The sequence below is a fragment of the Mycobacterium sp. pUA109 genome (genome assembly GCF_041287095.1).
Classification (GTDB): Bacteria; Actinomycetota; Actinomycetes; order Mycobacteriales; family Mycobacteriaceae; genus Mycobacterium.
On record NZ_JBGGKS010000009.1, the window covers coordinates 122,423 to 148,843 of the forward strand.

Annotated in this window: 29 protein-coding genes; 17 read left to right on the plus strand and 12 right to left on the minus strand. The window is 68.9% G+C overall.

The genetic code is table 11. The annotated features are described in order from the left end of the window. Window positions 1-24 precede the first annotated feature (24 nt). A complete protein-coding gene (locus ACAG26_RS12420; RefSeq protein WP_370482737.1) occupies window positions 25-414 on the plus strand; it encodes a hypothetical protein in 390 nt (129 codons plus the stop codon). Here the strand turns inward: ACAG26_RS12420 and ACAG26_RS12425 are convergent. From ACAG26_RS12425 to ACAG26_RS12435, 3 genes are all read right to left on the minus strand, one after another. Beyond that, entirely contained in the window at window positions 411-1,025 is a 615-nt protein-coding gene (locus ACAG26_RS12425) for a chorismate mutase (protein ID WP_370482739.1), read from the minus strand. The two genes, ACAG26_RS12420 and ACAG26_RS12425, sit on opposite strands and share 4 nt — an antisense overlap. Further along, entirely contained in the window at window positions 983-1,249 is a 267-nt protein-coding gene (locus ACAG26_RS12430; RefSeq protein WP_370482562.1) for a DUF1918 domain-containing protein, read from the minus strand. Before ACAG26_RS12430 ends, ACAG26_RS12425 begins: the two co-directional genes overlap by 43 nt. A gap of 149 nt (window positions 1,250-1,398) precedes the next feature. Further along, window positions 1,399-2,373, minus strand: coding sequence for an esterase family protein (locus ACAG26_RS12435; RefSeq protein WP_370482564.1), 975 nt, complete (start codon window positions 2,371-2,373; stop codon window positions 1,399-1,401). A gap of 374 nt (window positions 2,374-2,747) precedes the next feature. On the opposite strand from ACAG26_RS12435, the gene ACAG26_RS12440 reads away from it, so the two are divergent. Further along, a complete protein-coding gene (locus ACAG26_RS12440) occupies window positions 2,748-3,746 on the plus strand; it encodes a hypothetical protein (protein ID WP_370482566.1) in 999 nt (332 codons plus the stop codon). Between the two features lie 9 nt (window positions 3,747-3,755). Here ACAG26_RS12440 and ACAG26_RS12445 read toward each other — a convergent pair whose 3' ends face one another. The 3 genes from ACAG26_RS12445 to ACAG26_RS12455 all read right to left on the minus strand — a co-directional run bounded on the left by ACAG26_RS12445 (window position 3,756) and on the right by ACAG26_RS12455 (window position 6,377). Continuing rightward, window positions 3,756-4,436 (minus strand): DUF4389 domain-containing protein, encoded by a 681-nt coding sequence (locus tag ACAG26_RS12445; protein ID WP_370482568.1) that lies wholly within the window; start codon window positions 4,434-4,436, stop codon window positions 3,756-3,758. A gap of 96 nt (window positions 4,437-4,532) precedes the next feature. Beyond that, window positions 4,533-5,084 carry a YceI family protein gene (locus ACAG26_RS12450; protein ID WP_370482570.1) on the minus strand — a complete coding sequence of 184 codons (552 nt, stop codon included), beginning with the start codon at window positions 5,082-5,084 and terminating at the stop codon, window positions 4,533-4,535. A 42-nt stretch (window positions 5,085-5,126) separates the two neighbouring features. Continuing rightward, window positions 5,127-6,377, minus strand: coding sequence for a cytochrome P450 (locus ACAG26_RS12455; RefSeq protein WP_370482574.1), 1,251 nt, complete (start codon window positions 6,375-6,377; stop codon window positions 5,127-5,129). Window positions 6,378-6,566: 189 nt separating this feature from the next. Here ACAG26_RS12455 and ACAG26_RS12460 point away from each other — a divergent pair, with 189 nt between their 5' ends. From ACAG26_RS12460 to ACAG26_RS12495, 8 genes are all read left to right on the plus strand, one after another. Then, a complete protein-coding gene (locus ACAG26_RS12460; RefSeq protein WP_370482576.1) occupies window positions 6,567-6,983 on the plus strand; it encodes a hypothetical protein in 417 nt (138 codons plus the stop codon). A 196-nt stretch (window positions 6,984-7,179) separates the two neighbouring features. Then, window positions 7,180-8,580, plus strand: a complete 1,401-nt coding sequence (locus ACAG26_RS12465; protein ID WP_370482577.1) for a glucose-6-phosphate dehydrogenase — start codon at window positions 7,180-7,182, stop codon at window positions 8,578-8,580. Window positions 8,581-8,605: 25 nt separating this feature from the next. Next, window positions 8,606-9,628 (plus strand): phosphogluconate dehydrogenase (NAD(+)-dependent, decarboxylating), encoded by a 1,023-nt coding sequence (gene gnd / locus ACAG26_RS12470; protein WP_370482579.1) that lies wholly within the window; start codon window positions 8,606-8,608, stop codon window positions 9,626-9,628. Between the two features lie 124 nt (window positions 9,629-9,752). Next, complete coding sequence (locus tag ACAG26_RS12475; protein ID WP_370482581.1) at window positions 9,753-10,724, plus strand: DUF4129 domain-containing protein; 972 nt, start codon at window positions 9,753-9,755, stop codon at window positions 10,722-10,724. After that, window positions 10,721-11,203, plus strand: a complete 483-nt coding sequence (locus ACAG26_RS12480) for a hypothetical protein (RefSeq protein ID WP_370482582.1) — start codon at window positions 10,721-10,723, stop codon at window positions 11,201-11,203. The genes ACAG26_RS12475 and ACAG26_RS12480 overlap by 4 nt, the downstream gene beginning before the upstream one ends. A gap of 8 nt (window positions 11,204-11,211) precedes the next feature. Next, on the plus strand, window positions 11,212-12,180 hold the full coding sequence (locus tag ACAG26_RS12485) for an AAA family ATPase (RefSeq protein ID WP_370482740.1): 969 nt from the start codon (window positions 11,212-11,214) through the stop codon (window positions 12,178-12,180). A gap of 12 nt (window positions 12,181-12,192) precedes the next feature. Next, window positions 12,193-13,446 carry a DUF58 domain-containing protein gene (locus tag ACAG26_RS12490; protein ID WP_370482584.1) on the plus strand — a complete coding sequence of 418 codons (1,254 nt, stop codon included), beginning with the start codon at window positions 12,193-12,195 and terminating at the stop codon, window positions 13,444-13,446. Between the two features lies 1 nt (window position 13,447). Then, window positions 13,448-13,900 carry a hypothetical protein gene (locus ACAG26_RS12495; protein WP_370482586.1) on the plus strand — a complete coding sequence of 151 codons (453 nt, stop codon included), beginning with the start codon at window positions 13,448-13,450 and terminating at the stop codon, window positions 13,898-13,900. On the opposite strand, the gene ACAG26_RS12500 is transcribed toward ACAG26_RS12495, so the two are convergent. From ACAG26_RS12500 to ACAG26_RS12515, 4 genes are all read right to left on the minus strand, one after another. Further along, the gene (locus ACAG26_RS12500; protein WP_370482587.1) at window positions 13,878-15,008 is read right to left on the minus strand and encodes a nitronate monooxygenase; all 1,131 of its coding nucleotides are present in this window, start codon (window positions 15,006-15,008) and stop codon (window positions 13,878-13,880) included. The two genes, ACAG26_RS12495 and ACAG26_RS12500, sit on opposite strands and share 23 nt — an antisense overlap. A 168-nt stretch (window positions 15,009-15,176) precedes the next feature. Beyond that, entirely contained in the window at window positions 15,177-16,325 is a 1,149-nt protein-coding gene (locus ACAG26_RS12505) for a thiolase family protein (protein WP_370482742.1), read from the minus strand. A gap of 23 nt (window positions 16,326-16,348) precedes the next feature. Further along, a complete protein-coding gene (locus ACAG26_RS12510; RefSeq protein ID WP_370482744.1) occupies window positions 16,349-16,783 on the minus strand; it encodes a Zn-ribbon domain-containing OB-fold protein in 435 nt (144 codons plus the stop codon). A 223-nt stretch (window positions 16,784-17,006) separates the two neighbouring features. Further along, window positions 17,007-18,083, minus strand: coding sequence for a diacylglycerol kinase (locus tag ACAG26_RS12515; protein WP_370482589.1), 1,077 nt, complete (start codon window positions 18,081-18,083; stop codon window positions 17,007-17,009). A 133-nt stretch (window positions 18,084-18,216) separates the two neighbouring features. Between ACAG26_RS12515 and ACAG26_RS12520 the strand changes: the two genes are divergently transcribed. Next, window positions 18,217-18,954 carry a glucose 1-dehydrogenase gene (locus tag ACAG26_RS12520; protein ID WP_370482590.1) on the plus strand — a complete coding sequence of 246 codons (738 nt, stop codon included), beginning with the start codon at window positions 18,217-18,219 and terminating at the stop codon, window positions 18,952-18,954. On the opposite strand, the gene ACAG26_RS12525 is transcribed toward ACAG26_RS12520, so the two are convergent. Further along, entirely contained in the window at window positions 18,951-19,856 is a 906-nt protein-coding gene (locus ACAG26_RS12525; protein WP_370482592.1) for a class I SAM-dependent methyltransferase, read from the minus strand. The two genes, ACAG26_RS12520 and ACAG26_RS12525, sit on opposite strands and share 4 nt — an antisense overlap. A gap of 90 nt (window positions 19,857-19,946) precedes the next feature. Between ACAG26_RS12525 and ACAG26_RS12530 the strand changes: the two genes are divergently transcribed. Beyond that, complete coding sequence (locus ACAG26_RS12530) at window positions 19,947-20,171, plus strand: hypothetical protein (protein WP_370482594.1); 225 nt, start codon at window positions 19,947-19,949, stop codon at window positions 20,169-20,171. Here ACAG26_RS12530 and ACAG26_RS12535 read toward each other — a convergent pair whose 3' ends face one another. Next, the gene (locus ACAG26_RS12535; protein WP_370482596.1) at window positions 20,172-20,966 is read right to left on the minus strand and encodes an HAD family hydrolase; all 795 of its coding nucleotides are present in this window, start codon (window positions 20,964-20,966) and stop codon (window positions 20,172-20,174) included. 172 nt (window positions 20,967-21,138) lie between these two features. Between ACAG26_RS12535 and ACAG26_RS12540 the strand changes: the two genes are divergently transcribed. The 5 genes from ACAG26_RS12540 to ACAG26_RS12560 all read left to right on the plus strand — a co-directional run bounded on the left by ACAG26_RS12540 (window position 21,139) and on the right by ACAG26_RS12560 (window position 26,401). Further along, window positions 21,139-21,648: a hypothetical protein gene (locus tag ACAG26_RS12540; RefSeq protein ID WP_370482598.1), complete on the plus strand. Its 510-nt coding sequence runs from the start codon at window positions 21,139-21,141 to the stop codon at window positions 21,646-21,648. An 87-nt stretch (window positions 21,649-21,735) separates the two neighbouring features. Next, a complete protein-coding gene (locus ACAG26_RS12545; protein WP_370482746.1) occupies window positions 21,736-23,043 on the plus strand; it encodes a competence/damage-inducible protein A in 1,308 nt (435 codons plus the stop codon). A 154-nt stretch (window positions 23,044-23,197) separates the two neighbouring features. After that, window positions 23,198-23,596 (plus strand): IS200/IS605 family transposase, encoded by a 399-nt coding sequence (tnpA, locus tag ACAG26_RS12550; RefSeq protein WP_370482600.1) that lies wholly within the window; start codon window positions 23,198-23,200, stop codon window positions 23,594-23,596. Window positions 23,597-23,600: 4 nt separating this feature from the next. Next, on the plus strand, window positions 23,601-24,866 hold the full coding sequence (locus ACAG26_RS12555; protein ID WP_370482601.1) for an RNA-guided endonuclease InsQ/TnpB family protein: 1,266 nt from the start codon (window positions 23,601-23,603) through the stop codon (window positions 24,864-24,866). A gap of 80 nt (window positions 24,867-24,946) precedes the next feature. Beyond that, complete coding sequence (locus tag ACAG26_RS12560; protein WP_370482602.1) at window positions 24,947-26,401, plus strand: lipase maturation factor family protein; 1,455 nt, start codon at window positions 24,947-24,949, stop codon at window positions 26,399-26,401. Window positions 26,402-26,421 lie beyond the last annotated feature (20 nt).

Below are 26,421 nucleotides of genomic sequence, written 5' to 3' on the forward strand. Positions count from 1 at the left end.
AGCCTGGTCGAGGCGGCGATGCAGATGTTTACCGCCGCGATCGACGCGCTGCCCGATCCCAGCGATGAGGAGTTCTCCGGTCGCGCCGCGGTAATCCTGTCCGGTCTCCGCAAGCTGCAAACCGCGCTGACCCAGGCCGCCGCCCGCGGCCGGGCCACGCCATCGGTCATTGTGGCGCTCAGCGGGGTCCGCACCCGCTACGACGACCTGATGGCCGACGCGGCCACCGCACCCGGCGCCACCTTGGGGCAACGGCTCTACGTCACCCGCCGCCGCGCCAAGCTTTCGGCGCAAGAGACCGCAAACGGCGCGGGCCTGCGGGCGGACCTGCTCGACGCCATCGAGGGCGATGAAACCCCGACCGACGAGGAAGCCGGCAAGATCAAGGAGCTCATCGCCGCGCTCGGCGGTTAGGGCCGGCAATAGGACCGGGTCGCGAACGAAAGCGCCTGCCGGTAAAGGGCGTCGAGCCCGCGGGCGCTGCTGACCGCGCCCAGCGCCGCGTCGAGTTGACTGGTGCATCCCGCGGAATGCAGCAGGTCCCACTGCCGGCCGATCTCTGCCACCATCACCTGGTTGACGGCGTCGATCGCCGACCGCGAAGCCGCCAGGTCGGGCGCGGTCCCGGGCGCGGCGGCGGGATCCAATTTCCATTGCCCGAAACGGGTGTACTCGACCGCCTCCGTCGCATTGATTTGGTCGGCGAAGACCCGCCGGACGTAGCCGGCATCGAGGTCGGCGTCGGCCGCATCGGCGGCCAGGGTGGCCAACTCCTGGTTGACCCGCACCGAATCCTCGACGGCCCGTCCGGCCGTCCATTTGAACGCCGCCACCGCCTCGGCGGTGTGCAGCCGCTCGGCGGCCGCATCGACCAGCGCGGTCAAATCGCCCGGGTCCGGTCGGGCCGGTGCTGGGGCGGCGAGCGCCGCCACGATGAGCACCGCGACCCGAACGGCGACGGACCGGGTGCGTCGACCCCGGTCTAACCGCTGGTGATGTGGTGCGCGATCGAGGTTGCCACCGATGCGGACTTGGACCGGCTCCGCTCGTCGGCGGCCTGCAGTTCCGCGGCGGTGACGATCATGGCGTCCGAGCCGGGAAACACCGTCGCCACATGGTCCGTGGCCCACTGGACCACGTAGGGCGGCGAGCCGTCGGCCGAATGCACCTCGGTGATTCGTCCGCGCTGATCCGGCTGCGTGATGGTCCCGCCCTTGATCACCAGCCAATCGCCAACATGGGCCTTCATCGTCCCTCCTTCCGTTGCGCCCCGTGACGATTGTGCGCGCTCTCGGCGCGGTTGGGGAGGGCCCAGTTGTGGCCGGGCGCGCGGGGCCGGAAAAGAAACTGCGCTTGGCGGCGGTGCCGACAAGCGCAGTTATCGCGGTGCGGATGGGGTTATCCGGCGCCCAGCGTGCTCTGCAGGTCCGGCTTCATCGCCTGCAGTTGGGCGCCCCAGTACTCCCAGCTGTGGGTGCCGTAGTCCGGGAAGTTGAACACGGCGTTGTGACCGCCGGCGGCCTCGTAGAGTTCCTGGAACTTCTTGTTCTGGCCGATCATGAAGTTGCCTTCAAGGAACGTCGCCGGCAGGTTGGCGCCACCCAACTCGTTGGGGGTGCCGTTGCCGCAGTACACCCATAGCCGGGTGTTGTTGGCGACCAGCTGGCCGACGTTGACGGTGGGGTCGTTGCGCTGCCACGCCGGGTCGTCGTCCGGGCCCCACATGTCTTCCTTCTTGTACCCGCCGGCGTCACCCATCGCCAGGCCGATCCAGCCCTTGCCCTCGGAGGGGTTGACGTAGCCCGACAGTGAGCCGGCGTAGATGAACTGCCCGGGGTGGTAGATCGCCAACGTCATGGCCGAGCCACCGGCCATCGACAGACCGACCGCGGCGCTGCCGGTGGGCTTCACGTTCTGGTTGGCCTGCAGGTAGCCGGGCAGCTCACTGGTGAGGAAGGTCTCCCACTTGTAGGTGGAGCAACCCGCCTTACCGCACGCCGGCCGGTACCAGTCGGCGTAGAAGCTGGACTGCCCACCGACCGGCATGACCACCGACAGGCCCGACTGGTAGTACCACTCGAACGCCGGGGTGTTGATGTCCCAGCCGTTGTAGTCGTCCTGGGCGCGCAGACCGTCCAGCAGATAGACCGCCGGGGAGTTGGGGCCACCGCTTTGGAACTGCACCTTGATGTCGCGCCCCATCGACGGCGACGGCACCATGAGGTAGTCCACCGGCAGACCCGGCCGGGAGAACGCCTGCGCGGGTGCTGTCCCGCCGGCGAGACCGCCCAGCCCGGGCAGCGCGGCGGCGGCGACCGCGGCGATCAACAGCCGACGGCCCCAGCCGCGCCATATTTTGCTCACGTTTGTCATACCTTGGCCCCTTAGAGATGTATGCACCGTGTGCTCCGCGGGTGAACTTACCCTGAAAGTGGCCGATGTGTCGATCACAACGCGAAGACATCGCGTTTTTGTAACGAAATGTGTGTTGCGTCGGCGGCACGTGATATGGGCGGCCGGCCGACTTAACCGGCCACGCCGATGGCGCTGTGCTTTTGGTCACCCAGTGCGGTGGCCTTGCGCACCTTGGGTAGGCTCACCCGCGATAAAGCCGACGAAGACCACGCTGTCCTGATCCGGTCCGGCGCGCGCGAACCCATACACACCGCACGAATTCGCGCTGCGGCGGTATCGCAGGTCGGGGCACGATTGGGGTGCGAATTTTGGAGACCGTTCTAGGCATATCGATGACGCGGACCAGGGTGGGGTGGGTCCTGGTGGAAGGCCACGACGCCGACGGCGTCACGCTCGACCATGACGAGTTCACCGTGCGCACGGGACGCGGGGTGCGCGCGGTCGATACCGCCGAACAAACCATGGCGGCGGTGTGGCAAACCCAAGCCATGGTCGACCAGCGTGACCAGCGGTTACACGCCATCGGCATGACCTGGAGCGACGAGGCGGCCGCGGATGCCGCCCTGCTGCTGGAGTCGTTGACCGATGCCGGGTTCGACAACGTCGTACCAATCCGGTTCGCGGATGCCGCCGAGGCGTTGACCCGCGGAATCGGGCCGGTCATCGGGTCGGAGCGGACCGCGGTCTGCCTCATCGAGGACGACGCGGCGACGGTCGTCATGGTCGAGGGCGGCGGCCACGGTGCCCGCACGGCGGTCAAACAGCCCATCGACGACAACGGCCTGATCCGGTGGCTGACGGCGCTGTTCGACCGGGCGAACTGGCACCCGGACGGGTTGGTGCTGGCGGGCTCGGGCACCAGCACCAACGTCGACGCCATCACCCGGCGGCTGGAGAAGTCGCTGGGTATACCGGTTTTCGCGCAATCCGGTGCGCAACTGGCGGTCGCCCGCGGTACGGCCCTGGCTGCCGCGCCCGGCGACGGGGAGTTCACCGATGCGCGGTTCGTCGCGCCGCGCCGTGGGCCCGCCGCCGCGCCGCGGCGGTCGTTGAGCTACGCCGGCGGGGTGACGATGCTGGTCGCCGGCGCGGTGACGTTCGTGGCCTCGGCGTCGTTGGCGCTGGGTTTGCGGTTCGCCCCCGAACACGGCCCCACCTCCATTGAGCAGGTCACCCACACCTCGTCGACACCCCCGGTGGCCGAGGCCGCGACCCCGCCCCGGCCGCCGCGGGCCGCCGCGGTGCGGGCCCCGGCCAACCGGCCGGCCGCCGAACCCGAGGACGCGCCGATCGCCGCGCACGATGAGGACGTCTCGGTTCCCTCGCCGTAGCCCGGCGACTTAGGATGATTCGGGCGACGGCTCCCGCGGGCCCAGATCCAGCCGAAACGGCGGGTATTCGTCGCGCATCAGCGACGCGTACACCCGCACCCGAAGCGCCCACCGGTTGATGCCGATCATCAAGTCGTACAGGCCCTTTGGGTAGCGGCCGGTGAACAGCAAACCGATCATGGCGATCAGCAGCAAAAGCGGCGCCAGCGGCAGCACGAAATGCAGATCCCAATGGTCGCCGTGGTCGTTGAAAAATCGCCAACCGCCGTTGTACAGCAGGGCCAGCACCAAATAGTGCGGCAGCGCCAGCAGCCACCATTTGACCAGCACCCGGCCGCGGTGCAGCCGCTCGGGGTAGTCCACCTCCAGGTCGGCGGGATACTCCGGATTGGGCCGCAGGCTAAACGGCGGATACCGGTCGGTTCCCAACGCCGAGATCGCGTAGAACGCGACCCGCCAGCGCCAGCGCATCACACCGACGGTGAAGTCGAACAACGCCCGGGGATACCGCCCGGTGAACAGGATCGCGAAAAAGGCGATCACGGTGACCACCAGGTAGCCGAGGGCCAAGACCAGCAGCACCAGGTAGTGCGGGATGGCCAGGATCCACTTGATCAGCCACCGCCAGCGCGATACCGCATCGAGCTCGCCGCGGACCCGGACCGGATAGCGGGCAGATTGAGGTTGCATGAGCGACGCCTCCTGCGACGGCTTCGACTCGAAGGTGAGCCTGCCCCGATTGTGTCGCAGCAACACCGCCAGGCCCAGCATTTGGGCTTCGGTCGCTCAGGTGTCCTTGGCGCGGGTGGCATGAAACGTGACCGAGACCTCGTCGGCGACTTTCAGCGAACCCATCATCATCGAGTAGGGCCGGACACCGAAATCGGATTGCCGGACCGCGGCTTTGCTGGACAATTCCCACACCGCACCGGAATTCGTTGTGTGGAGCTCGATTACCTGCCGGTGTGCGGTTCCGTGGATATTCAGCTCCCCGGTCAGCCGGTATCCGTCGGCGGTCGGTTCAACCGTGTTGGCGCCGAAACGAATCTGCGGATAGCGGCGGGCATCGAGGGAGCGTAAGGCGTTCGAGCGCACCAGCGCCTTTTCCGGCCCCGATAAGGGGGTCACGCCGCCTTCGCCGCGCAGCACCTCCAGGGAGTCCACGTCGACGGTGAGTTCGGCCGCCGCGGGCGCACCGCCGGCCCAGCGCACCGTCGCCTGCCAGTGCCGCATCGCGATGGTGAGACGATGCCCCATTTTCGCTGCTCGACCGGTGACGCCGGTGTGAATGAGCAGCTCACCGTGCTGCCCGTCGAAAGTCCACGCTGTGTCGGCCACAGCTGCCACCGTAGCGGCGGGCCCGCGACGGTCGGCGGCGCCTCAGTGGGCGACCGGGCACCGCGCGCCGTAATCGACCTGCCAGTGCTTGATCCCGTTGAGCCAGCCGGACCGCAGCCGCTCGGGTTGGCCCACCGACGTCAGCTCCGGCATCCCATCGGCGATCGCGTTGAACATCAAGTCGATCGTCATCCGGGCCAGGTTGGCGCCCATACAGTAGTGCGCGCCGGTGCCGCCGAACCCGACGTGCGGGTTGGGGTCACGCAGGATGTTGAAGGTGAACGGGTCATCGAACACCTCTTCGTCGAAATTCGCCGACCGGTAGAACATCACCACCCGTTGACCCTGTTTGATCGGCACCCCGGACAGCTCATAGTCGGCCAGCGCGGTGCGCTGAAACGAGGTGACCGGGGTGGCCCACCGAACGATCTCATCGGCCGTGGTGGTCGGGCGTTCCCGCTTGAACAGTTCCCACTGGTCGGGGTGGTCGGTGAACGCCATCATGCCCTGGGTGATCGAGTTGCGGGTGGTCTCGTTGCCGGCGACCGCCAGCAGAATGACGAAGAATCCGAACTCGTCGTCGGAGAGTTTGTGACCGTCGACGTCGGCCTGAACCAGGGTGGTGACCAGGTCGTCGCCGGGGTGCTCGGCCCGATCGGCGGCCATCGCCATCCCGTACATGATCAGTTCGACCGACGCCGCGATCGCGTCGTTGTCGGCGAATTCGGGATCCATGTCGCCGACCATCTGGTTGGACCAGTGGAAAATTTTCTTCCGCTCGGCCTGCGGCACCCCCATCAGGCCGGCGATCGCCTGCAGCGGCAGTTCGCACGACACCTGCTCGACGAAGTCGCCGGCGCCCTCGGCGGCGGCCACCGTGACGATCCGCCGCGCGCGTTCGGCCAGATCGTCGCGGAGGCGCTCGACCGCTCGCGGGGTAAACGCGCGGGAGATGATCTTGCGCAGCCGGGTGTGCTGCGGGGCGTCCATGTTGAGCAGCACGAACTTGCCGCGGTCGATCTGCTCGGGCACCGTGCCGTCCTTGTAGCGCGGTAACGCGGTCTTTTGCAGGCTGGAGAATACGTCGCTGCGCAACGAGATTTCCTTGACGTCTTTGTGCTTGGTCACCACCCAGAAGCCGCCGTCGTCGAAGCCGCCTCGGCCCACCGGCTGTTCGTTCCACCAAATCGGCGCGACCCGGCGCATCTCGGCGAGCTCTGCGACCGGCAGCCGCTCGGCGTAGATGTCGGGGTCGGTGAAGTCGAAACCGGGCGGAAGATTTGGCGTTGGCATCGGTGCATTCCTCGCGGCGACGGGTTCTGTGCCAGTAATACACCGCCGCTGCCCCCGCGGGCGTCACTATCACCGGATTGCGGACTCCGCCGGCCGCACGTTTGTGCGCGGAAGCACCCGGGCGCCCCGACGGCACCGGATAGGCTCTCGGCGAGGACCGACCGGGCACAGCAGACGTGAGGGTGCGACATGATTCGTGAACTAATGACCGCCGCTGCCATCGCCGCGGCCGTCTCGGCGCCGGTCGCCGGCGCCGAGCCACGCCACTATCCCGGCGACGTGCCGGGTATGGCCGAGGGTGCCACCCAGGGCGATGCCTGTTACAGCTGGGAGCGCTTCATCTACGGGCACGGCCCCGACGGGGAGGCGCTGGCCTGCCACTTCATCCCCAACCAGTTTCCGGGTAAGGACACCGGATTCTGGATGATCTCGTATCCGCTGCAGGGGGTGCAGAACATCGGCGCGCCCTGCTCGAACCCGCAATCGGCCGCGCAGTCACCCGACGGGCTGCCGCTGCTGTGTGTCGGGGCCCAAGGATGGCAGCCCGGCATATTTACCGGTGGCGCCGGTCCCTACGCCCCGCCGGGGATCCAACCGGTCGGCTGAATTCCGCTAAGCAGCTCGGGCGCTTGCGCTTTCGCGCATTGTGCTGGTTCGGTGCCGGCATCGTCGGCTTCCCGCCCTGACGGTTGCTGGTTGTCGGGCCTCACCGCAATGTTTAGGGTGGAGCCTGGTCACAGCGGGGGAGTGGGATGTGGTGCGCAGACCGATTGCTTAGCTGACTTTCGTTGGAGGTGGCGGATTGGCCGAACACAACGGCACCCCGTCGGACCTGCTGGTGATCTTCGGGATTACCGGGGATTTGGCTCGCAAGATGACGTTCCGTGCCCTGTACCGGCTGGAGCGCCGCCACTTGCTGGACTGCCCGATCTTGGGCGTCGCCAGTGATGAGATGACCGTCGAGCAGTTGGTCAAGCGGGCCCGCGACGCGATCGGCACGGCCGAGGACATCGACGAGGCGGTGTTCGACCGGTTGGCGCAGCGGTTGTCCTATCTGCACGGCGATGTCACCGACGCCGCGCTGTACGAGGCGTTGGCCGCCCAGATCGGCGCCGATCGGCACCCGCTGTACTACCTGGAGATGCCGCCGTCGCTGTTCGCGCCGATCGTGGAGAACCTCGGCAACGCCGACCTGTTGCAGCACGCCCGGGTGGCGGTGGAGAAGCCGTTCGGCCATGATCTCGCGTCGGCGCGCGAGCTCAACGCCCGGCTGCGCGCGGTGCTGCGCGAAGACCAGATCCTGCGGGTGGACCACTTCCTGGGTAAACAGCCGGTCGCCGAACTGGAATACCTGCGGTTCGCCAACACCACGCTGGCCGAACTGTGGGACCGCCGCAGCATCTCCCAAATCCACATCACCATGGCCGAGGATTTCGGTGTTGAGGACCGCGGAAAGTTCTACGACGCCGTCGGCACGGTGCGCGACGTCGTGCAGAACCATCTTTTGCAGGTGCTCGCCTTGGTCGCGATGGAACCGCCGGTCGGACCGAGCGCCGACGACCTCAACGACAAGCGCGCCGAGGTGTTCCGAGCGATGCCCGCGCTGGACCCCGCGCACTACGTTCGGGGCCAGTACGCGGGCTACACCGACATCGACGGGGTGGCGGACAACTCGCAGACCGAAACCTTTGTCGCCCTGCGCATGGAGATCGACAACTGGCGCTGGGCCGGGGTGCCGATCTTCCTGCGGGCCGGCAAGGCGCTGCCGGAGAAGGTGACCGAGGTGCGGCTGTTTACCCGCCGCGTGCCCGCATTGGCGTTCCTGCCCAAGCGCGAACGGGCCGAGCGCAACCAGATCGTGCTGCGCGTCGACCCCGATCCCGGAATGCGCCTGCAGTTGGTGGCCCAACGCGACGACTCGTGGGGCGATGTCCATTTGGACTCCTCGTTCGCCGCGGACCTGGGCGAGCCGATCCAACCCTATGAGCGGCTGCTGCATGCCGGGCTCACCGGTGACCGCCAGCTGTTCGCGCGGGAAGACAGCATTGAAGAGACTTGGCGGATCGTGCAACCGCTGCTGGACACCCCCGGCGCGGTGCACACCTACCAGCCCGGTTCCTGGGGGCCCGACGCGGCGCACACACTGCTGCGCGGTCACCAGGGTTGGCAAGAGCCGTGGATGCCGGGGGACAAGCGCGCCTGAGCGCGACGTAACGACAGGGGAGAAGATGCAGTTAGGGATGATCGGCCTGGGCCGGATGGGCGCGAATCTGGTTCGCCGGCTCGTCAAGGACGGCCATGAATGTGTGGTGTACGACCACAACCCCGACGCGGTCACCGCGATGGCCGGCGAGGACAACTGCACCGGGGCGTCGTCGCTGGCCGAGCTGGCCGAACAGCTCAACGCACCGCGCGTGGTCTGGGTGATGGTGCCCGCCGGTGACATCACCACCGGGGTCATCGAGCAGTTGGCCAGCACCTTGGCTTCCGGGGATATCGTGATCGACGGCGGGAACTCGTATTACCGCGACGACATTAAGCATGCAAAGATGCTGTCCGACAAGGGTATCCGCCTTTTGGACTGCGGTACCAGCGGTGGCGTGTGGGGGCGCGAACGCGGCTACTGCCTGATGATCGGCGGCGACGCGGACGCCGTCGCGCACGCCGAACCGATTTTCGCCAGCATCGCGCCCGGGGTGGATGCGGCGCCGCGTACCCCGGGGCGAACCGGTGAGGTCGCGCAATCCGAGCAGGGCTACCTGCACTGCGGGCCGTCCGGCGCGGGCCACTTCGTCAAGATGGTGCACAACGGCATCGAGTACGGGATGATGGCCTCGCTCGCCGAGGGGCTCAACATCTTGCGCAACGCCGACATCGGCACCCGCATCCAGCAGGGCGACGCGGAAACGGCGCCGCTGACGTATCCGGAGTTCTACCAGTACGACATCGACATCCCGGAGGTGGCCGAGGTTTGGCGACGCGGCAGCGTGATCGGTTCCTGGTTGCTGGATCTGACCGCGATCGCATTGCACGACTCGCCGACCCTGGACAAGTTCGCGGGGCGGGTCTCCGACTCCGGGGAGGGCCGCTGGACCTCCATCGCGGCGATCGACGAAGGCGTCCCGGCGCCGGTGCTCACCACCGCGCTGCAGTCCCGCTTCGCCTCCCGCGACCTCGATGACTTCGCGAACAAGGCGCTGTCGGCGATGCGCAAGCAATTCGGCGGACACGACGAAAAACCCGGTGGCTGACCCGGCCGGCCGGTAAGCCGGCCGGGAACACGGTCCCGCCGCATTCCGGCCGCCGGGAGCGGCCGGCGTGCCAGGATGGGGGTGCCGCAACCGCGGCGCGCGACCCAGTCGAGTGGTGTGGCCGATGCCCGGTATTGACAAGCCGACGGGGCGGGTGCTCGCCCTGATCGTGCTCTTGGTGCTCGGTGCCGCGGCGCTGCGCGGATACCTGCCCGACGCCGGCCGGCGAGCCCGACACTCGCCGGAGCACCCGGGCTCGGCGTTCGCGATGGCGGCGCTGCTCAGCGTGACGGTGGCGATCCTCGCGGTGTCCCTGATCGTACGGCTGCGGGAGCGGCGCACGCCGCTGCCCCGCGGCTCGGCCGAACTCGCCGAGGGCGCCGTCGGAGCCGGGGGACGACCGAGCTGGCGGGTGGTGCTGATCGGTCTGGCGGTACTACTGGCCTGGCTGCTGATCGTGGTGCTGCTGGTGCGCTGGGGCGCTCCGCACGGCTTCGGCCCGCCCGAATCCTCACCACAGGCGCCGACCGGGGCACCGGTGGGCGAGCCCGCCCCGCCCACCGGTGCCACCCCGCCGCCGCAACCCCGGTCACCGCGGCAGCCGGCTTCCGGGGACCTGTTGGGCTACCTGGCGGCCAGCGCGGTGGGGATGCTGGTGCTGCTCACCGCGGCCGCGGCGGTCGGGCGCCGCCGTCGGCGGCGGCGCCGACCCGCGCCGCCGATCCAGCGCGGCCGCCGCGGCCCCGAGGTACCCGCCGGCGGGGCGGAGTCCCTGGCGCGGGCGGCGCAGGCCGGGCTGGCCGAGATCGGCGACCTGGCCCGCGGCCCGCGCGAGGCGATCATCGCCTGCTACGCCACGATGGAGCGGGAACTGGCCCGGGTGCCCGACGCCGTCCCGCAGGACTGCGACACCCCGTCGGAGGTGTTGGCCCGTGCCGTCGATCACCACGCGGTGCACGCCGACAGCGCGGCGCAGCTGGTGAACCTGTTCACCGAGGCGCGGTTCAGCCCCCACGTGATGGACGAGGGGCACCGTGCAGCCGCGGTCCGCGTGCTTCGCCTGGTGCTGGCCGAACTTCCGCGGGGCGCACCGTGACCCGGCTGGTGATGCTGGGTCTCGGTTTGGTCGCCGGGGCCGAGCTGCTGCTGCTGGTGGTGCAGCAACGCCGCTATGTGCTGGCGATCTCGGGGGTTTCGGTGGGGTTGCTGCTGCTCGGATTCCGCCGCCTGCTGGGCCGCGACCTGGCGCCGGACACGCTGCCGCCGGATGCAAGCGTTGGTGATTCGTTGCGACACTGGGTATCCCGCACCGAGACGCTGATCCACTGGTCGGAGGCGACCCGGCGGGACTGGGATCGGCACTGGCGTCCGATGCTGGCCCGGCGCTACGAAAACGCGACCGGCCAATCGCGCGCCAAGGACCTGGCCGCGTTTACCGCCACCGGCCGGATGCTGTTCGGCGACGAGCTGTGGCAGTGGGTGGATCCGAGCAACGTCGCCGACAGCGGCGCCGGGGCGCCCGGGCCGGGCCGCGCGGCGCTCGAGGAGATCCTGCGGCGATTGGAGCAGGCGTGACCGGGGGCGTGGCAAAACCGGCGGCGGCGACCACCGCGCACTGCGAGGCGGTGCTCGACGAGATCGAACGCGTCGTGGTCGGCAAACGGTCCGCGCTGAGCCTGATCCTGATCGCCGTGCTGGCGCGTGGACACGTGCTGATCGAGGACCTGCCCGGCCTCGGCAAAACCCTGATCGCGCGGTCCTTCGCCGCGGCACTGGGGCTCGGCTTCACCCGGGTGCAGTTCACCCCGGATCTGCTGCCCGCCGACCTGCTGGGGTCGACCATCTACGACATGCAGTCGGGTCGTTTCGAGTTCCGGCGCGGACCGATCTTCACCAACCTGCTGCTGGCCGACGAAATCAACCGGACCCCGCCGAAGACCCAGGCGGCCCTGCTGGAGGCGATGGCCGAAGGCCAAGTCAGCATCGACGGCCAAACCCACCGGCTGCCAGCGCCGTTCATCGTGCTGGCGACCGACAACCCGATCGAGTACGAGGGCACCTACCCGCTGCCGGAGGCCCAGCTGGACCGGTTCGCGGTCCGGCTGGAATTGCGGTATCTGTCCGAACACGACGAGACCTCGATGCTGCGGCGCCGGCTGGACCGCGGGTCGGCCGAGCCCACCGTCAACCAGGTCGTCGACGCCCACGATGTGGTGGCCATGCGCGAATCGGTCGAACAGGTCAGCGTCCACGAGGACGTGCTGCACTACGTGGTGTCGCTGGCGACCGCGACCCGGCATCATCCGCAGGTGGCGGTGGGCGCCAGCCCCCGCGCCGAACTCGACCTGGTGCAGCTGGCCCGGGCCCGGGCGCTGCTGCAGGGCCGCGACTACGTGATCCCCGAGGACGTCAAGGCGCTCGCCGTGCCGACCGTCGCGCACCGGATCACGTTGCGGCCCGAGATGTGGGTGCGGCGCATCCAAGGCTCCGACGTGGTGGCGGAACTGTTGCGGCGCTTACCGGTGCCGCGGGCCCGCGGCACCACACCGTAACCGGCGGCGCGCGTGATCGAAACCCGGGAGGTGAACGTCGAATTGCGGTGGCGCGCCGCCCCGCTGGCCCTGGCCATCGCCAGCTGCGCGGCGCTGGCCCTGGCGCTGGCGGTGATCGCCGCCCGCTGGCAGCTGATCGCCTTCGCCGCGCCGCTGCTCGGGGTGCTGGCGTCGACTCCCTGGCAACCGCCGGCACCGAAATTCCGGGTCCGGGCGCGGCCCGCCGCGCAGCGCTGCTTTGAAACCGAGCAGACGTCACTGACCCTCGAGTTGACCACCGAACCCGCCGGTGCCGCCGGCCAATTGACCGCCCGGGCCGACCCCGAGATGCGGCTGGAGGTCCTCGACGACTCCGGCCTGGGACGGCAGACGGTGGCCGCGGTCGCCGACCGCTGGGGTCGCTACCCCGTCCAGGTCCGCGTCGATGTCGTCGCGCGCGGCGGGCTGCTGGCCGGCACCGCCACCGTCGACGCCGCGGAGATCACCGTGTTCCCGCTGACCCCGCCGCAGGCGACACCGATTCCGCAGACCGAGTTGCTCGATCGGTTGGGTACCCATCTGACCCGGCACGTCGGCCGGGGCGTCGAGTACGCCGACATCCGGGCCTATGTGCCCGGCGACCCGCTGCGGATGGTCAACTGGCCGGTGAGCGCACGGCGCGGCAGATTGCATGTGACCCAGCGGCTCACCGACCGCGCCGCGGACGTGATCGTGCTGATCGACAGCTATCCGCAGGCGCCGGGGCCGGCGACCCAGGCCACCGAACGGGCCGTGCGCGGCGCGGCGCAGGTGGTGCAGACCGCGCTGCGCAACGGGGACCGTGCCGGCGTCGTCGCGCTGGGCGGTCGCCGCCCGCGCTGGTTCGGCGCCGACATCGGGCAGCGGCAGTTCTACCGGGTGATCGACACCGTCCTGCACGCCGGCGACGAATTCGAAACCACCACCGGCACTTTGGCGCCGCGCGCCGCGGTGCCGCCCGGGGCGGTGGTGGTGGCGTTCTCCACGCTGCTGGACACCGAGTTCGCGTTGGCGCTGATCGACTTGCGCAAGCGCGGCCACGTGGTGGTCGCCGTCGACGTGCTTGAAGGCGCGCCGTTCGAGCAGCAGCAGGAGCCGCTGATCGACCGGATGTGGGCGTTGCAGCGGTCCGCGATGTATCGCGACATGGCCACCGTCGGCGTGGACGTGCTGCGCTGGCCGGCGGACAGCACCCTGGACCAGTCGATGCGGCTGCTCACCGGGCGTCGCCGCCGCGGGCGGCGCTGACATGAAAGAGCCGCTGTCGCAGGCGTTGTCCGCCGGATGCGGGCTGCTGATGGCGGCCGCAGCCGCGGCGGGGGTGGCCGGTGCGGCGCTGGCCGCCGCCGTCGCCGCGGCCGTCGCGGTGTTGGCCGGGGTGACCTATCGTCCCGCCGCCACCGTTGCCGCCCTGCTCACCGTCGTGGCGATCACGCTCGGTGACCCGGCGGCGCCGCTGACCGCGCTGGCGGGGCTGGGCGGCGCCGGCTACCTGGTGTTGCGGCACACCGGAACCGTGACGGTGCCGACCCTGACCGCGGCCGCGGGTTTCAGCTTCGCCGGCCTGGTCGGGACCGCGTTTCCGCTGTCGCTGCCGTGGCTGCCGCTGCTGGCGCCGCTGGCGGTGTTCGGGATCTACGCGTTAGCGCTGCACCCGTTCCTGGGCGCGCCGCTGCAGCTTAGACGGAGGCAGCGTCGTTGAGGGCGTCCAGCGTGCTGGTCGCCTCCAGGTACTCCTGGACCCAGCGCTCAATGACCGACGCCGTCTTTTCCACCTTGGTGAACTGACCCACGACCTGGCCGACCGGGTTGAACGCGACGTCGACGGTCTCGTTGGGGTACTTGTGCGTGGCCTTCACCGCCATCCCGGACACCATGTACTGCAACGGCATCCCGAGCGGCTCCGGGTTGCCCGGGGTCTGCCAGGCCTCGGTCCAGTCGTTGCGCAGCATCCGGCACGGCTTGCCGGTGAACGACCGGCTGCGGACGGTGTCGCGGCTGCTCGCCTTGACGTAGGCCGCCTGCTGCACCGGGGTGTTCTCGGCCTCCTCGACCATCAGCCACTGCGAGCCGGTCCAGGCGCCCTGGGTGCCCAGCGCCAGGGCGGCGGCGATCTGCTGACCGCTGCCGATGCCGCCGGCGGCCAGCACCGGGCGCGGCGCGACCTCCTTGACGACCTGCGGCCACAACACAATCGAGCCGACCTCACCGCAGTGGCCGCCGCCCTCACCGCCCTGGGCGATGATGATGTCGACGTCGGCCTCGGCGTGCTTGCGGGCCTGCGACGGCGACCCGCACAGCGCGGCCACCTTACGGCCCGAGTCGTGGATGTGATTGATCATGTCCGCCGGCGGGGTACCCAGCGCGTTGGCGATCAACTTAACCTTCGGGTGCCGCAACGCCACCTCGACCTGCGGGGTGGCGGTCGCCTCGGTCCAGCCCAGCAGCTGCAACGCGTTGTCGGCGCTGTCCTCGACCGGGACGCCGTGGTCGGCCAGGATCTTGCGGCCGAACTCCAGGTGCTCCTTGGGCACCATCGCCTGCAGCGTCTTGGTCAACTCCTCGGCGGACAGGTTGGCGTCCATGCCCTCGTACTTGTTGGGGATGACGATGTCGACGCCGTACGGGTGATCGCCGATGTTCTCGTCGATCCAGTTGAGTTCGATCTCCAGCTGCTCGGGCGTGAAGCCGACCGCCCCGAGCACCCCGAAGCCACCGGCCTTGCTCACCGCGACGACCACGTCGCGACAGTGGGTGAACGCGAAGATCGGAAATTCGATGCCGAGGTCATCGCAGATCGGGGTATGCATGCCTGCTCCTAAGCGGGACGAAAGGCGACCAGAACCAAATTTGAAACGTGTTCTAGTTTAGTACCAGATTCCCGCCGTGAGGGCCAGCGGGCGCCACGAATCGCAAGTTTTTGCGCCGTCCCGACGCGGTGCGCATCCCGCCCCGGCGCGCGGGCGGGGGCGGGCAGCTCAGACGGTGACGATGGTCGCCGAGGCGGTGCCCGGCGCGCCATAGACCTGCGCGAATCCCACCCGTGGCGTCCCCGGCACCTGCCGCTCGCCGGCCTCGCCGCGCAGTTGCCGCACCAGCTCGTGCACCTGCCGCAGCCCCGACGCGCCGATCGGCTCGCCGTTGGCGATCAGCCCGCCGTCGGTGTTGATCGGCAGTGAGCCGGCGATCTCGGTGGCGCCGTCGGCGACTAGCTTCTCTTGTTCGCCGTCGGCGCAGAACCCGGCCTCGGCCATGTGGATCACCTCGGCGCCGGCGTCGGTGTCTTGCAGCTGGATCACGTCGACGTCCTCGGGGCCCACCCCGGCCGCCTCGAACGCGGCGCGCGACGCGTACACGGTGGGGGAGACATCCTCATCGATCGGCGCCGAGGTGGCGTGCACCTCGTAGGCGCCGAAGCGGCGGGTGCGAATCTCGGCGGCCCGCAGGTACACCGGTTGGGAGCTGAACCGGTGCGCGATGTCGGCGCGGCACATGATGACCGCCGCGGCGCCCTCGTCCGGCGCGCAGAACATGTACTGGGTCAGCGGGTAGTTCAGCACCGTCGAGTTGAGGATGTCTTCTTCGGCGATGGGCTTGCGCCGAAACGCGTTGGGGTTCAAGGCGCCGTTGCGGAAGTTCTTGGCGGCCACCTTGGCCAGCGTCTCCTGCGATACACCGTGGTCGTGCAGGTAGCGGTTGGCCTTCATCCCGAAGAACTTGGTGGTGACGAACTGCCCGTTCTCGGCGTACCAGGCCGGCAACGCCAGCTTGGCCGGGTCGTCGGTGAACGCGCCGCGCGGATGCTTGTCCAACCCGACGGCGATCCCGACGTCGTATTTGCCCAGCTTGATGGTGTCCGCGCACAGTTGGATGGCGCTGGCCGCGGTGGCGCAGGCGTTGAACACGTTGGTGAACGGAATGCCGGTCAACCCCACCAGCCGGGTCACCGCATCCGGGTTGGACACCTCATAGCTGCCGCCGACACCGAACTGGATGTCCTTCCAGCTGGCGCCGGCGTCGGTGAGCGCGGCCTGGATCGCCTCGGCGCCCATCTCCATCGCGGGTCTGCCGTCGAACCGGCCGAACGGGTGCAGGCCCACGCCGACAATCGCAACGTCATTCATGATTTGCAGACTCCTTGGCTCTTGGCTCAGACCGGCTGGAATGCCCAGGTCACGATTTCGGTCCCGTCGCCGTCGACGTAGAACGGGACGAAGACCAACTCGACGTCCATGCCGAACTGCAGCTTGGCCGGGTCGTGCTCGGTGAGCCGCGCCTCCACCCGGACGACATCGCCGAGCTGGACCAGGCCGACACCGAACGGGGTGAAGCTCGCGGCGGTCTCGCCGCCGGCGTACGGCAGCTTCGGCACGAACCCCTGCGTCGTCCAGGCCACCAGGGTGCCGCGGCGGGGGAGCCGCAGCTCGGACATTCCGGGTTCGCTGCACTGCGGGCAACGGGATTGTTTGGGCCACGTCGTCGCACCGCACGCGTCGCAGTGACTGCCGACCAGCTGCGGATTCTCCTCCGGCCAGGTCGAGACTTCGGGCGCGAGCACCTTCTGTGTTTGCACGGCGTTGACGATAATCGGAAATGCGATTCTCGTCTAGAGCGAACGAGCGTGTTGGAAGGTGTTTTGGCTGCGCTGGCGGCCTCGACACTGCATCCACGGCGTCGAGCCTGAAGTGAGAGCGACTTTGCGGCCAGAATCACGCCCTGGTTACAGGCTGGGCGCCCTGGTCGCAGGCTGGGCGCCGTGGCCGCAGGCTCGACGCCGTGAATGCGGTCTCGACCGGCAGCCCCGCCGATCAGCCCGCGGTGTAGAGGCCCTTTCCGGTGACCAGCGGGAGGTCCAGCGTGGTCCGAATGCCCGGCGGGGCCGCCACCACCGCGGGGATGGCGTTCACGATCCGCCCGGCCGCGGCGACGATGGCGGCGTGGTTGTGGTCGCCCTTGCGGCTGGAGGGGCAGATGTCGACGGCATACGAGGGTTCGCCGACGATTTCGACGCGGTAGGACCCGCCCGGCTGCGCGGGCTGCCGCCAGTCCGGCCGCAGGTCTTCACGCAACCGGGTGATGTGTTCGATGACGATGGCCGGATGGCCGCCCACCATGCCGCGGATCTCGAACCGCAGCGCGGCCACGCTGCCCTTGGCGACGTGGCCGGCCGCGATGTCGAACGCCTCGGGTGCCGGCTCCTGCTCGTAGCTTTCGGTGATCTCGTCGACCTCGATGCCCAGCCCGGCCGCCAGCTGGCGGATCGTGGTGCCCCAGGCGATGCTCAACACCCCCGGTTGCAGCAGGATCGGCAGCTCGCCCAGCGGTTTGCCGAAGCCCATCACGTCGAACATCACCACGGCGCCGTCGTAGGTGGCGTAGTCGGCGATCTCCAGGCACCGCACCTGTTCGATGCGCTGGCAGGTGCCGGCCAGTGCGAACGGGATCAAGTCGTTGGCGAATCCGGGGTCCACGCCGGTGATGAACAGGCTCGACCCGGCTTGCCGCGCAGTGTCTTCCAACCCGGCGATGTACTTCTCGGGCATCACCTGCCACGGGTACTGCAGGATCACCGGCGCGGACCCGACGACGTTGATCCCGGCGGCCAGGAAACGCGCACAATCCGCCATCGCCTCCGGTGACCGGGTGTCACCCATCGCGCAGTAGACGACGCATTCGGGCCGGGCGGCGAGCACCGCGTCCAGATCATCGGTCGCGGTGACCCCGGTGGCTACCTGCAGGCCGGCGAGCTCGCCGGCGTCCTTGCCCACCTTGGCCTCCGACGACACGCACACCGCGACCAGCTCGTACTGCGGATCGGTGATCAGCTGGGTCAGCGCCAGCCGCCCCACGTTGCCGGTGCCGACGTGCGCCACCCGGATCGCCATGATGTCTCCTTACCGGACCCTGTTGTCCTATTGCGTGACACCGTAACAAGTTGATGCACTGCCAGTCTGCGCATCCGAGGGCCGGAATGAAACAGGTTCTAGTTCCGCCGGTTCTGGGGTAGCCTGACCCGTCATGGGACGCGTGGACGACAAAGTTGCATTGATCAGCGGCGGCGCGCGGGGCATGGGCGCCGCGCACGCCCGCCTGCTGGTGGCCGAGGGCGCCAAGGTGGTGATCGGCGACATCCTCGACGAGGACGGCAAATCGCTGGCCGACGAGCTCGGGGCCGCGGCCCGCTACGTCCACCTCGACGTCACCGACGCCGACCAGTGGAAGGCCGCGGTCGGCACCGCCGTCGACGAATTCGGCAAGCTCAACGTGTTGGTCAACAACGCCGGCATCGTCAACGGCAGCCTGCTGCAGCAGTTCGACCTGGCGCAATGGCAGCGGATCCTCGACGTCAACCTCACCGGCACGTTCCTGGGCATGCAGGCCGCCGCCGATCCGATGATCGCCGCCGGCGGCGGGTCGATCATCAACGTCTCGTCCATCGAAGGGCTGCGCGGCACCCCGTGGGCGCACGGCTACGTGGCGTCGAAGTGGGCGGTGCGCGGGCTGACCAAGTCGGTCGCCATGGAGTTGGCGCCGCACAACATCCGGGTCAACTCGATTCACCCCGGCCTGATCCGCACCCCGATGACCGAGAACGTGCCCGAGGACATGATCAGCATCCCGCTGCGCCGGGCCGCCGACCCGATCGAGGTGTCGACCTTCGTGTTGTTCTTGGCCAGCGACGAGTCGTCCTACGCCACCGGCACCGAGTTCGTGATGGACGGCGGCACGGTGTCCGGCATCCCGCACAAGGGCTAACCGCGCCGGACGGCGGTGATGTACTCCGAGTGCAGCACCCGATCGACCTGCACGTCGACGTCGAGCGGGGTGCGGCCGTAGCGGGTCTGCAGCTGCGGGGAGGTGCTGACCGCCTCGACGGTCCACCCGCGCTCGGCGAGCCAGGCGGCGGGTTCGGCCCGGGCATCGCGGGGATAGGTCAGCGCGGAGAAGTCCACCTCACTCGAGGACGTCAAGCCCGGATAGCGCTCGCCGAGCGCGGCCAGCCGCCCCCAATCCGATCCCGTGCCCAGCGCGCCGACGGCCAGCCGGCTGCCGGGCGCGGACAGCTCACCGATGCGGGTGAACAGCGCGTCTTGCGCCGGGCCGGTCAGATACGGCAGCAGACCCTCCACCGACCACGCGGCGGGCTGCCGGGCATCGAACCCGGTGGCGGTCAACGGCGCCGACCAGTCGTCGCGCAGATCCGTTGCGACCTCGCGTCGTTGGCAGCGGGGCGCGGCGCCGTGCTGCGCGAGGACGCCGGCCTTGAACTCGAGAACTTTGGGCTGGTCGACCTCGAACACCGTGGTGTGCGCGGGCCAGTCCAGCCGATAGGCGCGCGAATCCAGCCCGGCCGCGACAATGACCGCCTGCCGGAGGCCGGTCGCCGAGCCGAAGAAGTCATCGAAGAACCGGGTCTGCACGCCGTAGAGGCGCGGAAAGACGGTGGCGTTGTCGGAGGTGGCGGGGTTCGCCAACAGGCCGGTCAGATACGGGTCGGCGGCGGCCGCGATGAACAGCTGGGCGTAGTCGTCGGTCACCAACGGGTGCGGGCTGGTCGCATGCAGCGCACGCCAGCCGGCCACCACCAGTGCGGTGTAGCCCACGCTGCTCACGATGTCCCAGTCGTCGTGCTCCGAGCGTGCCCACGATGCTGCCATCCGCCCAGTTTCCCACGCTTGCGGTCGATGGCCGTCCGGCGACAACTGCTAGCGTGAGCGCCGGCTTGCAGTACAGGAGGGATCGCAATGATGACCGCAATCGACCAGCGCCAGGAGCTGCACCGGCTCGCCGAGGAGCACGGGTGGCAGCGCAACGAACGCGACCGCGTTGACATCTACATCCGCGGCCGGGACCAGGTGCACGTGGTGTGGCGGGGCACCGAGGCGATCAGTGGGGGATCGCGGTACGAGGACTACATTCTGGGCACGTACTCAAGGGATTTGGCGACGGTCCAGGGCTGGCTCAAGCGTTAGTCAGCGGGTGGTGACCGCCCGCAGCAACCCCACCCCGAAACCCGCGACGTGGCGCAGGGATCGGCTGCTGGCGCGGGTGGGTCGAGGCAGCTGCAGCACCGGCCAGCCGTGCGTGGCGGCCGCGGCGGCTAGGCCGGGACGCGGGTTGACCGGCCGCGGTTGGCCGACCATCGACATCAACGGCACATCTTCGTCGCCGTCGGCGTAAAAGTAGCTGTCGGGCAGGCCAATCCCGTGGTCGGCGCTGAATTTCTGGACTAGCACGGCTTTTTGCGGGCCCCAGACCACCGGGGTGACGATCCCGCCGGTCAGCCGGCCGGCGTCATCGAGTTCGAAGTGGTTGCACAACACGCGGGTGATGCCCAGGTAGCGGGCCACCGGTTCGGCGTGGATGGTCAGCGCCGAGGAACTGAGCACGACGGTGTGGCCGCGCAGCTGATGCGCCTGCACGATCTCCTGCATGCGCGGGTAGACGCGGGTGGCGATGCGCTCGACGAACAGCCGCTCACCGAGTTCGTCGAGGTCGGCGATGGATTCGCCGCGCAGATATCCCGCGGCCCGTACCAGCAGCCGGGCGAACTGCATGCGGCCGAATCGGTACCGCAACGCGGCTTCGACCACGCCCAGCACCTCGCCGATCCGGGCCTGCCGCCGGCGGATCCGATCCCCGGCGTGCGCGGTCGCGGTGAAGCCGTCGACCAGCGTGCCGTCCAGGTCGAAGAATGCGCCGATGCGGGGTCCGGGCGGGCTCGCGGCGATCTCCGGGAGCGGATCGAAGGGCGCCGGCGGCTGCATCTAGTCGATGTTACGGTCCGTGCCGGGCGACCGCCCGTCACCGCCGCGCCCAATCACCGCCGTGGCACTCCTTCGCAACGGTTCCATAAACCGCCACTCGCGTCGCTTGAGTAACTTGCGTAACTGGCTAGCTTCGGTTTCGCACGTTCAGTCGAACTGATTTAGGAGCACCATGTCACGTATCCGCAACTGGATGGTCTTGACCGCGGGCGCGGCCGCGGGCCTGTTCATGACCGCTCTGGCGACCAGCGCCAGCGCGGCGGCCGACACCGCCGCCCCGAGTAACCCGGCCCCCGGGCTGCCCGGTCTGGTGTCGCAGGTGGTCACCTCACCGGCCAGCATTCCGCAGCAGATTCTGCAGACCACCACCTCGGCGCTCACCGGCGCGCCGGCGACCCCGGCCACGCCGCCGCCGCTCGCCAGCGCCTCGGTCAACCTGCCCAACCCGGCATCCGCCACCGGCACCGCGCCGGTGGGGCAGTCCAATCTGCCCGGAGTGCCCGGGATTCCCGGGACCGGCGACCTGAGCCGGATGCTGCCGGTGCCGATGCCGAACTTCGGGACCGCCCCGGTGGCACCGGTCCGGGCCCCGGCCGCGACGGTTCCCGGGTTGGCCGCCCCCTCGGCGCCGGTCGCGGCGCCGCCGGCGCTGAGCCCGTTCCCGGTGTCCGGGCTGCCCTGATCGATCTCGGCGGCGCAGCGAAATACGCTGTCCGCCAACCGAAGCAACGGGTAGGCGGGCGATACGCGACGTCTGGTGCGTAGTCTCATTGCGGTGAGTGCACGTGCAGGCATTGTGGTCACCGGGACCGAGGTCCTGACCGGACGAGTTCAGGACCGCAACGGCCCCTGGCTCGCCGACCGGTTGCTCGAGCTGGGCGTGGAGTTGGCGCACATCACGATCTGCGGCGACCGTCCCGGCGACATCGCGGCCCAACTGCGGTTTCTGGCCGACGAGGGGATGGACCTCATCGTCACCAGCGGCGGCCTGGGCCCGACGGCCGACGACCTCACCGTGGCGACCGTGGCCGAATTCTGCGGGCGTGACCTGGTGCTGGATGGCGCGCTGGAGGCCAAGATCGCCGCGATCCTGCGCTCCCTGATCGCTCGGGTCGGGCCGGTGGACTTCGACGCGCTGCTGGCCGCCAACCGCAAGCAGGCGCTGATTCCGGCTGGGTCGGAGGTGATCGACCCGGTCGGAACGGCACCCGGTGTGGTGGTGCCCGGGCGCCCGACCGTGGTGGTGTTGCCCGGGCCGCCGCGCGAACTGCAGCCGATGTGGGCCGCCGCGGTGCGCACGGCCGCGGTGGCCCAGGCGATCGCCGGACGCACCATCTACCGCCAGGACACCGTGCGGATGTTCGGGTTGCCCGAGTCCGGGCTGGCCGACACGCTGCGCGATGCGGCGCAGTACATCCCCGGTTTCGAACAACTGGAGATCACCACCTGTCTGCGTCGCGGCGAGGTCGAGATGGTCACCCGGTATGAGCCGGCCGCCGCCGCGTCGTATGCGCAGCTGGTGCAGTTGCTGCGGGACCGCCATCCCCGCGAGGTGTTCGCCGTCGACGGCGCCCGGGTCGACGATCAGGTCGCGAAGTTGTTGACCGGACGTCGGATAGCCACCGCCGAATCCTGCACCGCCGGGCTGCTGGCCGCCCGGCTGACCGAGCTGGCGGGCGCGTCGGCGTATGTCGCGGGCGGGGTGGTGGCCTACGCGAACGACGCGAAAACCGCACTCCTCGACGTCGATCCGGCGGTGATCGCGACGCACGGGGCGGTGTCCGAACCGGTCGCGACCGCCATGGCGGCCGGTGCGCTGCGCCGGTTCGGCGCGGACACCGCGGTCGGGATCACCGGCATCGCCGGCCCCGGCGGCGGCACCGAAGAAAAACCGGTCGGCACAGTCTGTTTCAGCGTGGTGCTCGCCGACGGCGCCACGCTGACCCGCACCGTCCGGCTGCCCGGCAACCGCGCCGACATCCGGGAGCGCTCGACGACGGTGGCGCTGCACCTGCTGCGGCGCGCGTTGAGCGATCCGACCGCGGCCATTGCGCAATGCTCGTCCACCGCGTCTTGACCCGGCCACGATCGGGTTGGGCGTAGCGCGGCGGACTCCCGGCTTTAGCCGTGGGGGTGAGCGCGTCAAGTTCGTACTCGTGGCGGCCACTGCCATGTGGGGTTTCGGCCTGTTGAGGTAGTAGATAGCTGCTCGTTGTCTAGTGTTGTCGGTTGTGGGTGTTACGTTGCGGTCGAGCGCGAATATCGCGTTTCAGTGCGCATATCACGTGGTGTGGTGTCCGAAGTATCGCCGCAAGGTGATCGGCGGGCCGATGGAGACGCGGCTGAAGCAGATCATCGGTGAGGTGATCACGGAGAAGGGGGCGTGGTTGATCGAGATGGAGACCATGGTTGATCATGTGCATCTGCTGGTGGAGGTGGATCCGCAGTTCGGGGTGCACAGGCTGGTCAAGGCCATCAAGGGGCGTTCGTCGCGGGTGTTGCGGGAGGAGTTCCCGTGGCTGAAATCCAAGCTGCCGTCGTTGTGGACGAACTCGTATTTCGTGGCGACGGTGGGCGGGGCGCCGCGTTCGGTGATCAAACGCTACGTGGAAACCCAAAAGGACCGGTGAGGTCGTGTTGACGGGGCGGCGGTTTCGGGTGGAGTTCACCGCCGCGCAGGCAGAGTACGCCGAGCAGGTCGGCGCGGCGTGTCGTGCGGTGTGGAACGTCGGGTTGGAGCAGCGGCGCGAGTACCGCCGCCGGGGGGCGTGGATGAACTACGGCCCGCAGGCCGCCGAGCTCGCCGACGCCAAGGCCGAGCACCCGTGGCTCAAGCAGGTGCCGGGGCACTGTCTGCAGCAGACGTTGATGGACTTGGACAAAGCCTGCCGTAAGCACGGCACATTTCGGGTGCACTGGCGCTCAGGTCGGCGCTGGTCACCGTCGTTCCGGTTCCCCGAGGGCAACAAGATGGTCGTGGAGAAACTCAACCGCCGCAAATCTCGGGTGAAGCTGCCCAAACTGGGCTGGGCGAAGTTCCGCTGCTCACGCCCTTTGGTTGGGGAGAGCATTCGTTCGGCCACGGTTTCGCGTGAGGGTGGTCAGTGGTTTATCTCGCTGCTGGTCGACGACGGTAAAACCACCCCGGACTGGCACGCCGCACCCGGTAGCGCGGTGGGTGTGGATCGTGGTGTGGTGGTCGCGGTCGCCACCAGCGACGGGCAGCTGATCGACCGTGAGTTTGTCACTGCCGGTGAGCAGCAGCGCATGCTGGTGTTGCAGCGGCAGTTGGCGCGTGCGGGTACGCACTCCAGTAACCGCGCGAAAATCCGCGCCCAGCTGGCCGGGCTGCGGGCACGGGAGCGTCGCCGCCGCCAGGACTTCTGCGCTAAGACCGCCCACCATCTCGCTGGCGCCAACGCAGTGGTGGTGCTGGAGACATTGCCGACCAGGAATATGACTCGTCGGGCGCAGCCCGTCGAAGACCCCGAACACCCGGGCCGCTGGCTGCCTAACGGGGCGGCCAGCAAGTCCGGTTTGAACAAAGCAATCCTGTCGAAAGGGTGGTATCGGTTTGAAACAGCGTTGACGTCGGCGGCCCGCTATAGCGGGACGCAGATTGTGAAAGTCCCGGCAGCGTTCACCTCACAACGGTGCTCGGCATGTGGGCATGTGGACCCTAAATCCCGTGAGAGCCAAGCGGTATTTCGGTGCACCTCATGCTCGGTGTGGCAGCACGCGGATACCAACGCCGCCAAGAACATCCTGGCCGCAGGGCTTGCGGTCACCGCCTGCCGAGAACTCACCGCGCCCGCGGGCGCGGTGAGGACGTCGAAGCAGGAACCAGCAGGAAACCGCGAGGAATTACTGCTCCAACCCCCGGCTGGAACCGCAGCATGAAAGGGTTGGAATCCCCGGCTTCAGCCGTGGGGAGGACGTCAACGGTGGTATGAACGTCCGTAGTCCAAGGAGTTGCGGACATGGGTTGGTTCACGGCACCCGACTATTGGCTGGCCCGGCTGCTGGTGGAGCGCGGCATCGCGGCCATCTATCTGCTTGCGTTCGTCGCGGCCGCCCGCCAGTTCCGGGCGCTGATCGGCGAACACGGCATGCTGCCGGTGCCGCAGTTCCTGGACCGGCAATCGTTCCGGCGTGCGCCCAGCATTTTTCACCTGCACTATTCGGACCGGTTCTTCGCGGCGGTCGCCTGGTTCGGCGCGACTCTGTCGGCGGCCATCGTGGCCGGGGCGGCCAACCTGGTGCCGTTGTGGGCGGCGATGCTGGCCTGGCTGCTGATCTGGGTGCTGTACCTGTCGATCGTCAGCGTCGGGCAGACCTGGTATTCGTTCGGCTGGGAGTCCATCCTGTTGGAGAGCGGATTCCTCGCGATCTTCCTGGGCAATGACCGCGTCGCGCCACCGGTGCTGACGATCTGGCTGGCCCGCTGGCTGGTCTTCCGGATCGAGTTCGGGGCGGGGTTGATCAAGCTGCGCGGCGACTCGTGTTGGCGGAATCTGACCTGCCTGTACTACCACCACGAGACCCAACCGATGCCCGGGCCGCTGAGCTGGTTCTTCCACCACCTGCCCAAGCCGCTGCACCGGGTTGAGGTGGCGGGCAACCACTTCGCCCAGCTCGTCGTGCCGTTCGGGCTGTTTGCGCCGCAGCCGGTGGCCAGCGTGGCGGCGGCGATCATCATCGTCACCCAACTGTGGCTGGTGGCCTCGGGGAACTTCGCCTGGCTGAACTGGGTGACCATCATCTTGGCCTGCAGCGCGATCGACGCGTCGTCGGCGGCGGCGGTGCTGCCGCTACCGGCCTCGCCCGCCCTGCCCGCGGCGCCGCCCTGGTTCGCCGTGCTGGTGATCGCGTTCACCGCGGCGGTGCTGGTGCTCAGCTACTGGCCGGTGCGCAACATGGCATCGCACCATCAGCGAATGAACCTGTCCTTCAACCCCTACCACTTGGTCAACACCTACGGGGCGTTCGGAACCGTGGGCCGGATCCGACGCGAGGTAATCCTCGAAGGCACCGACGAGTCCGAGATCACCGACCAAACCGTATGGCGGGAATACGAATTCAAGGGCAAGCCGGGCTCCGTGCACCGACTGCCGCGGCAGTGGGCGCCTTACCATCTGCGGCTGGACTGGCTGATGTGGTTCGCTGCCATCTCGCCGCTGTACGCGCAGGGGTGGCGGGCCGCGTTGTTGGCGCGGCTGCTGAAAAACGACCGCGCGACGCTGCGGCTGCTGCGACACAACCCATTCCCGAATGCGCCGCCCCGCTACGTGCGGGCGCTGCTGTACACCTATCGCTTCACCACCTGGCAGGAGCTGCGCCGCGACCGGGCCTGGTGGCATCGCACCCTGATCGGGGAGTACCTGCCGCCGGTCGCGCTGCGCACGGCGGGTGCGGCCTCCGAGCCCCGCGACTGACCGGGGCCTCGAAGTCCTTG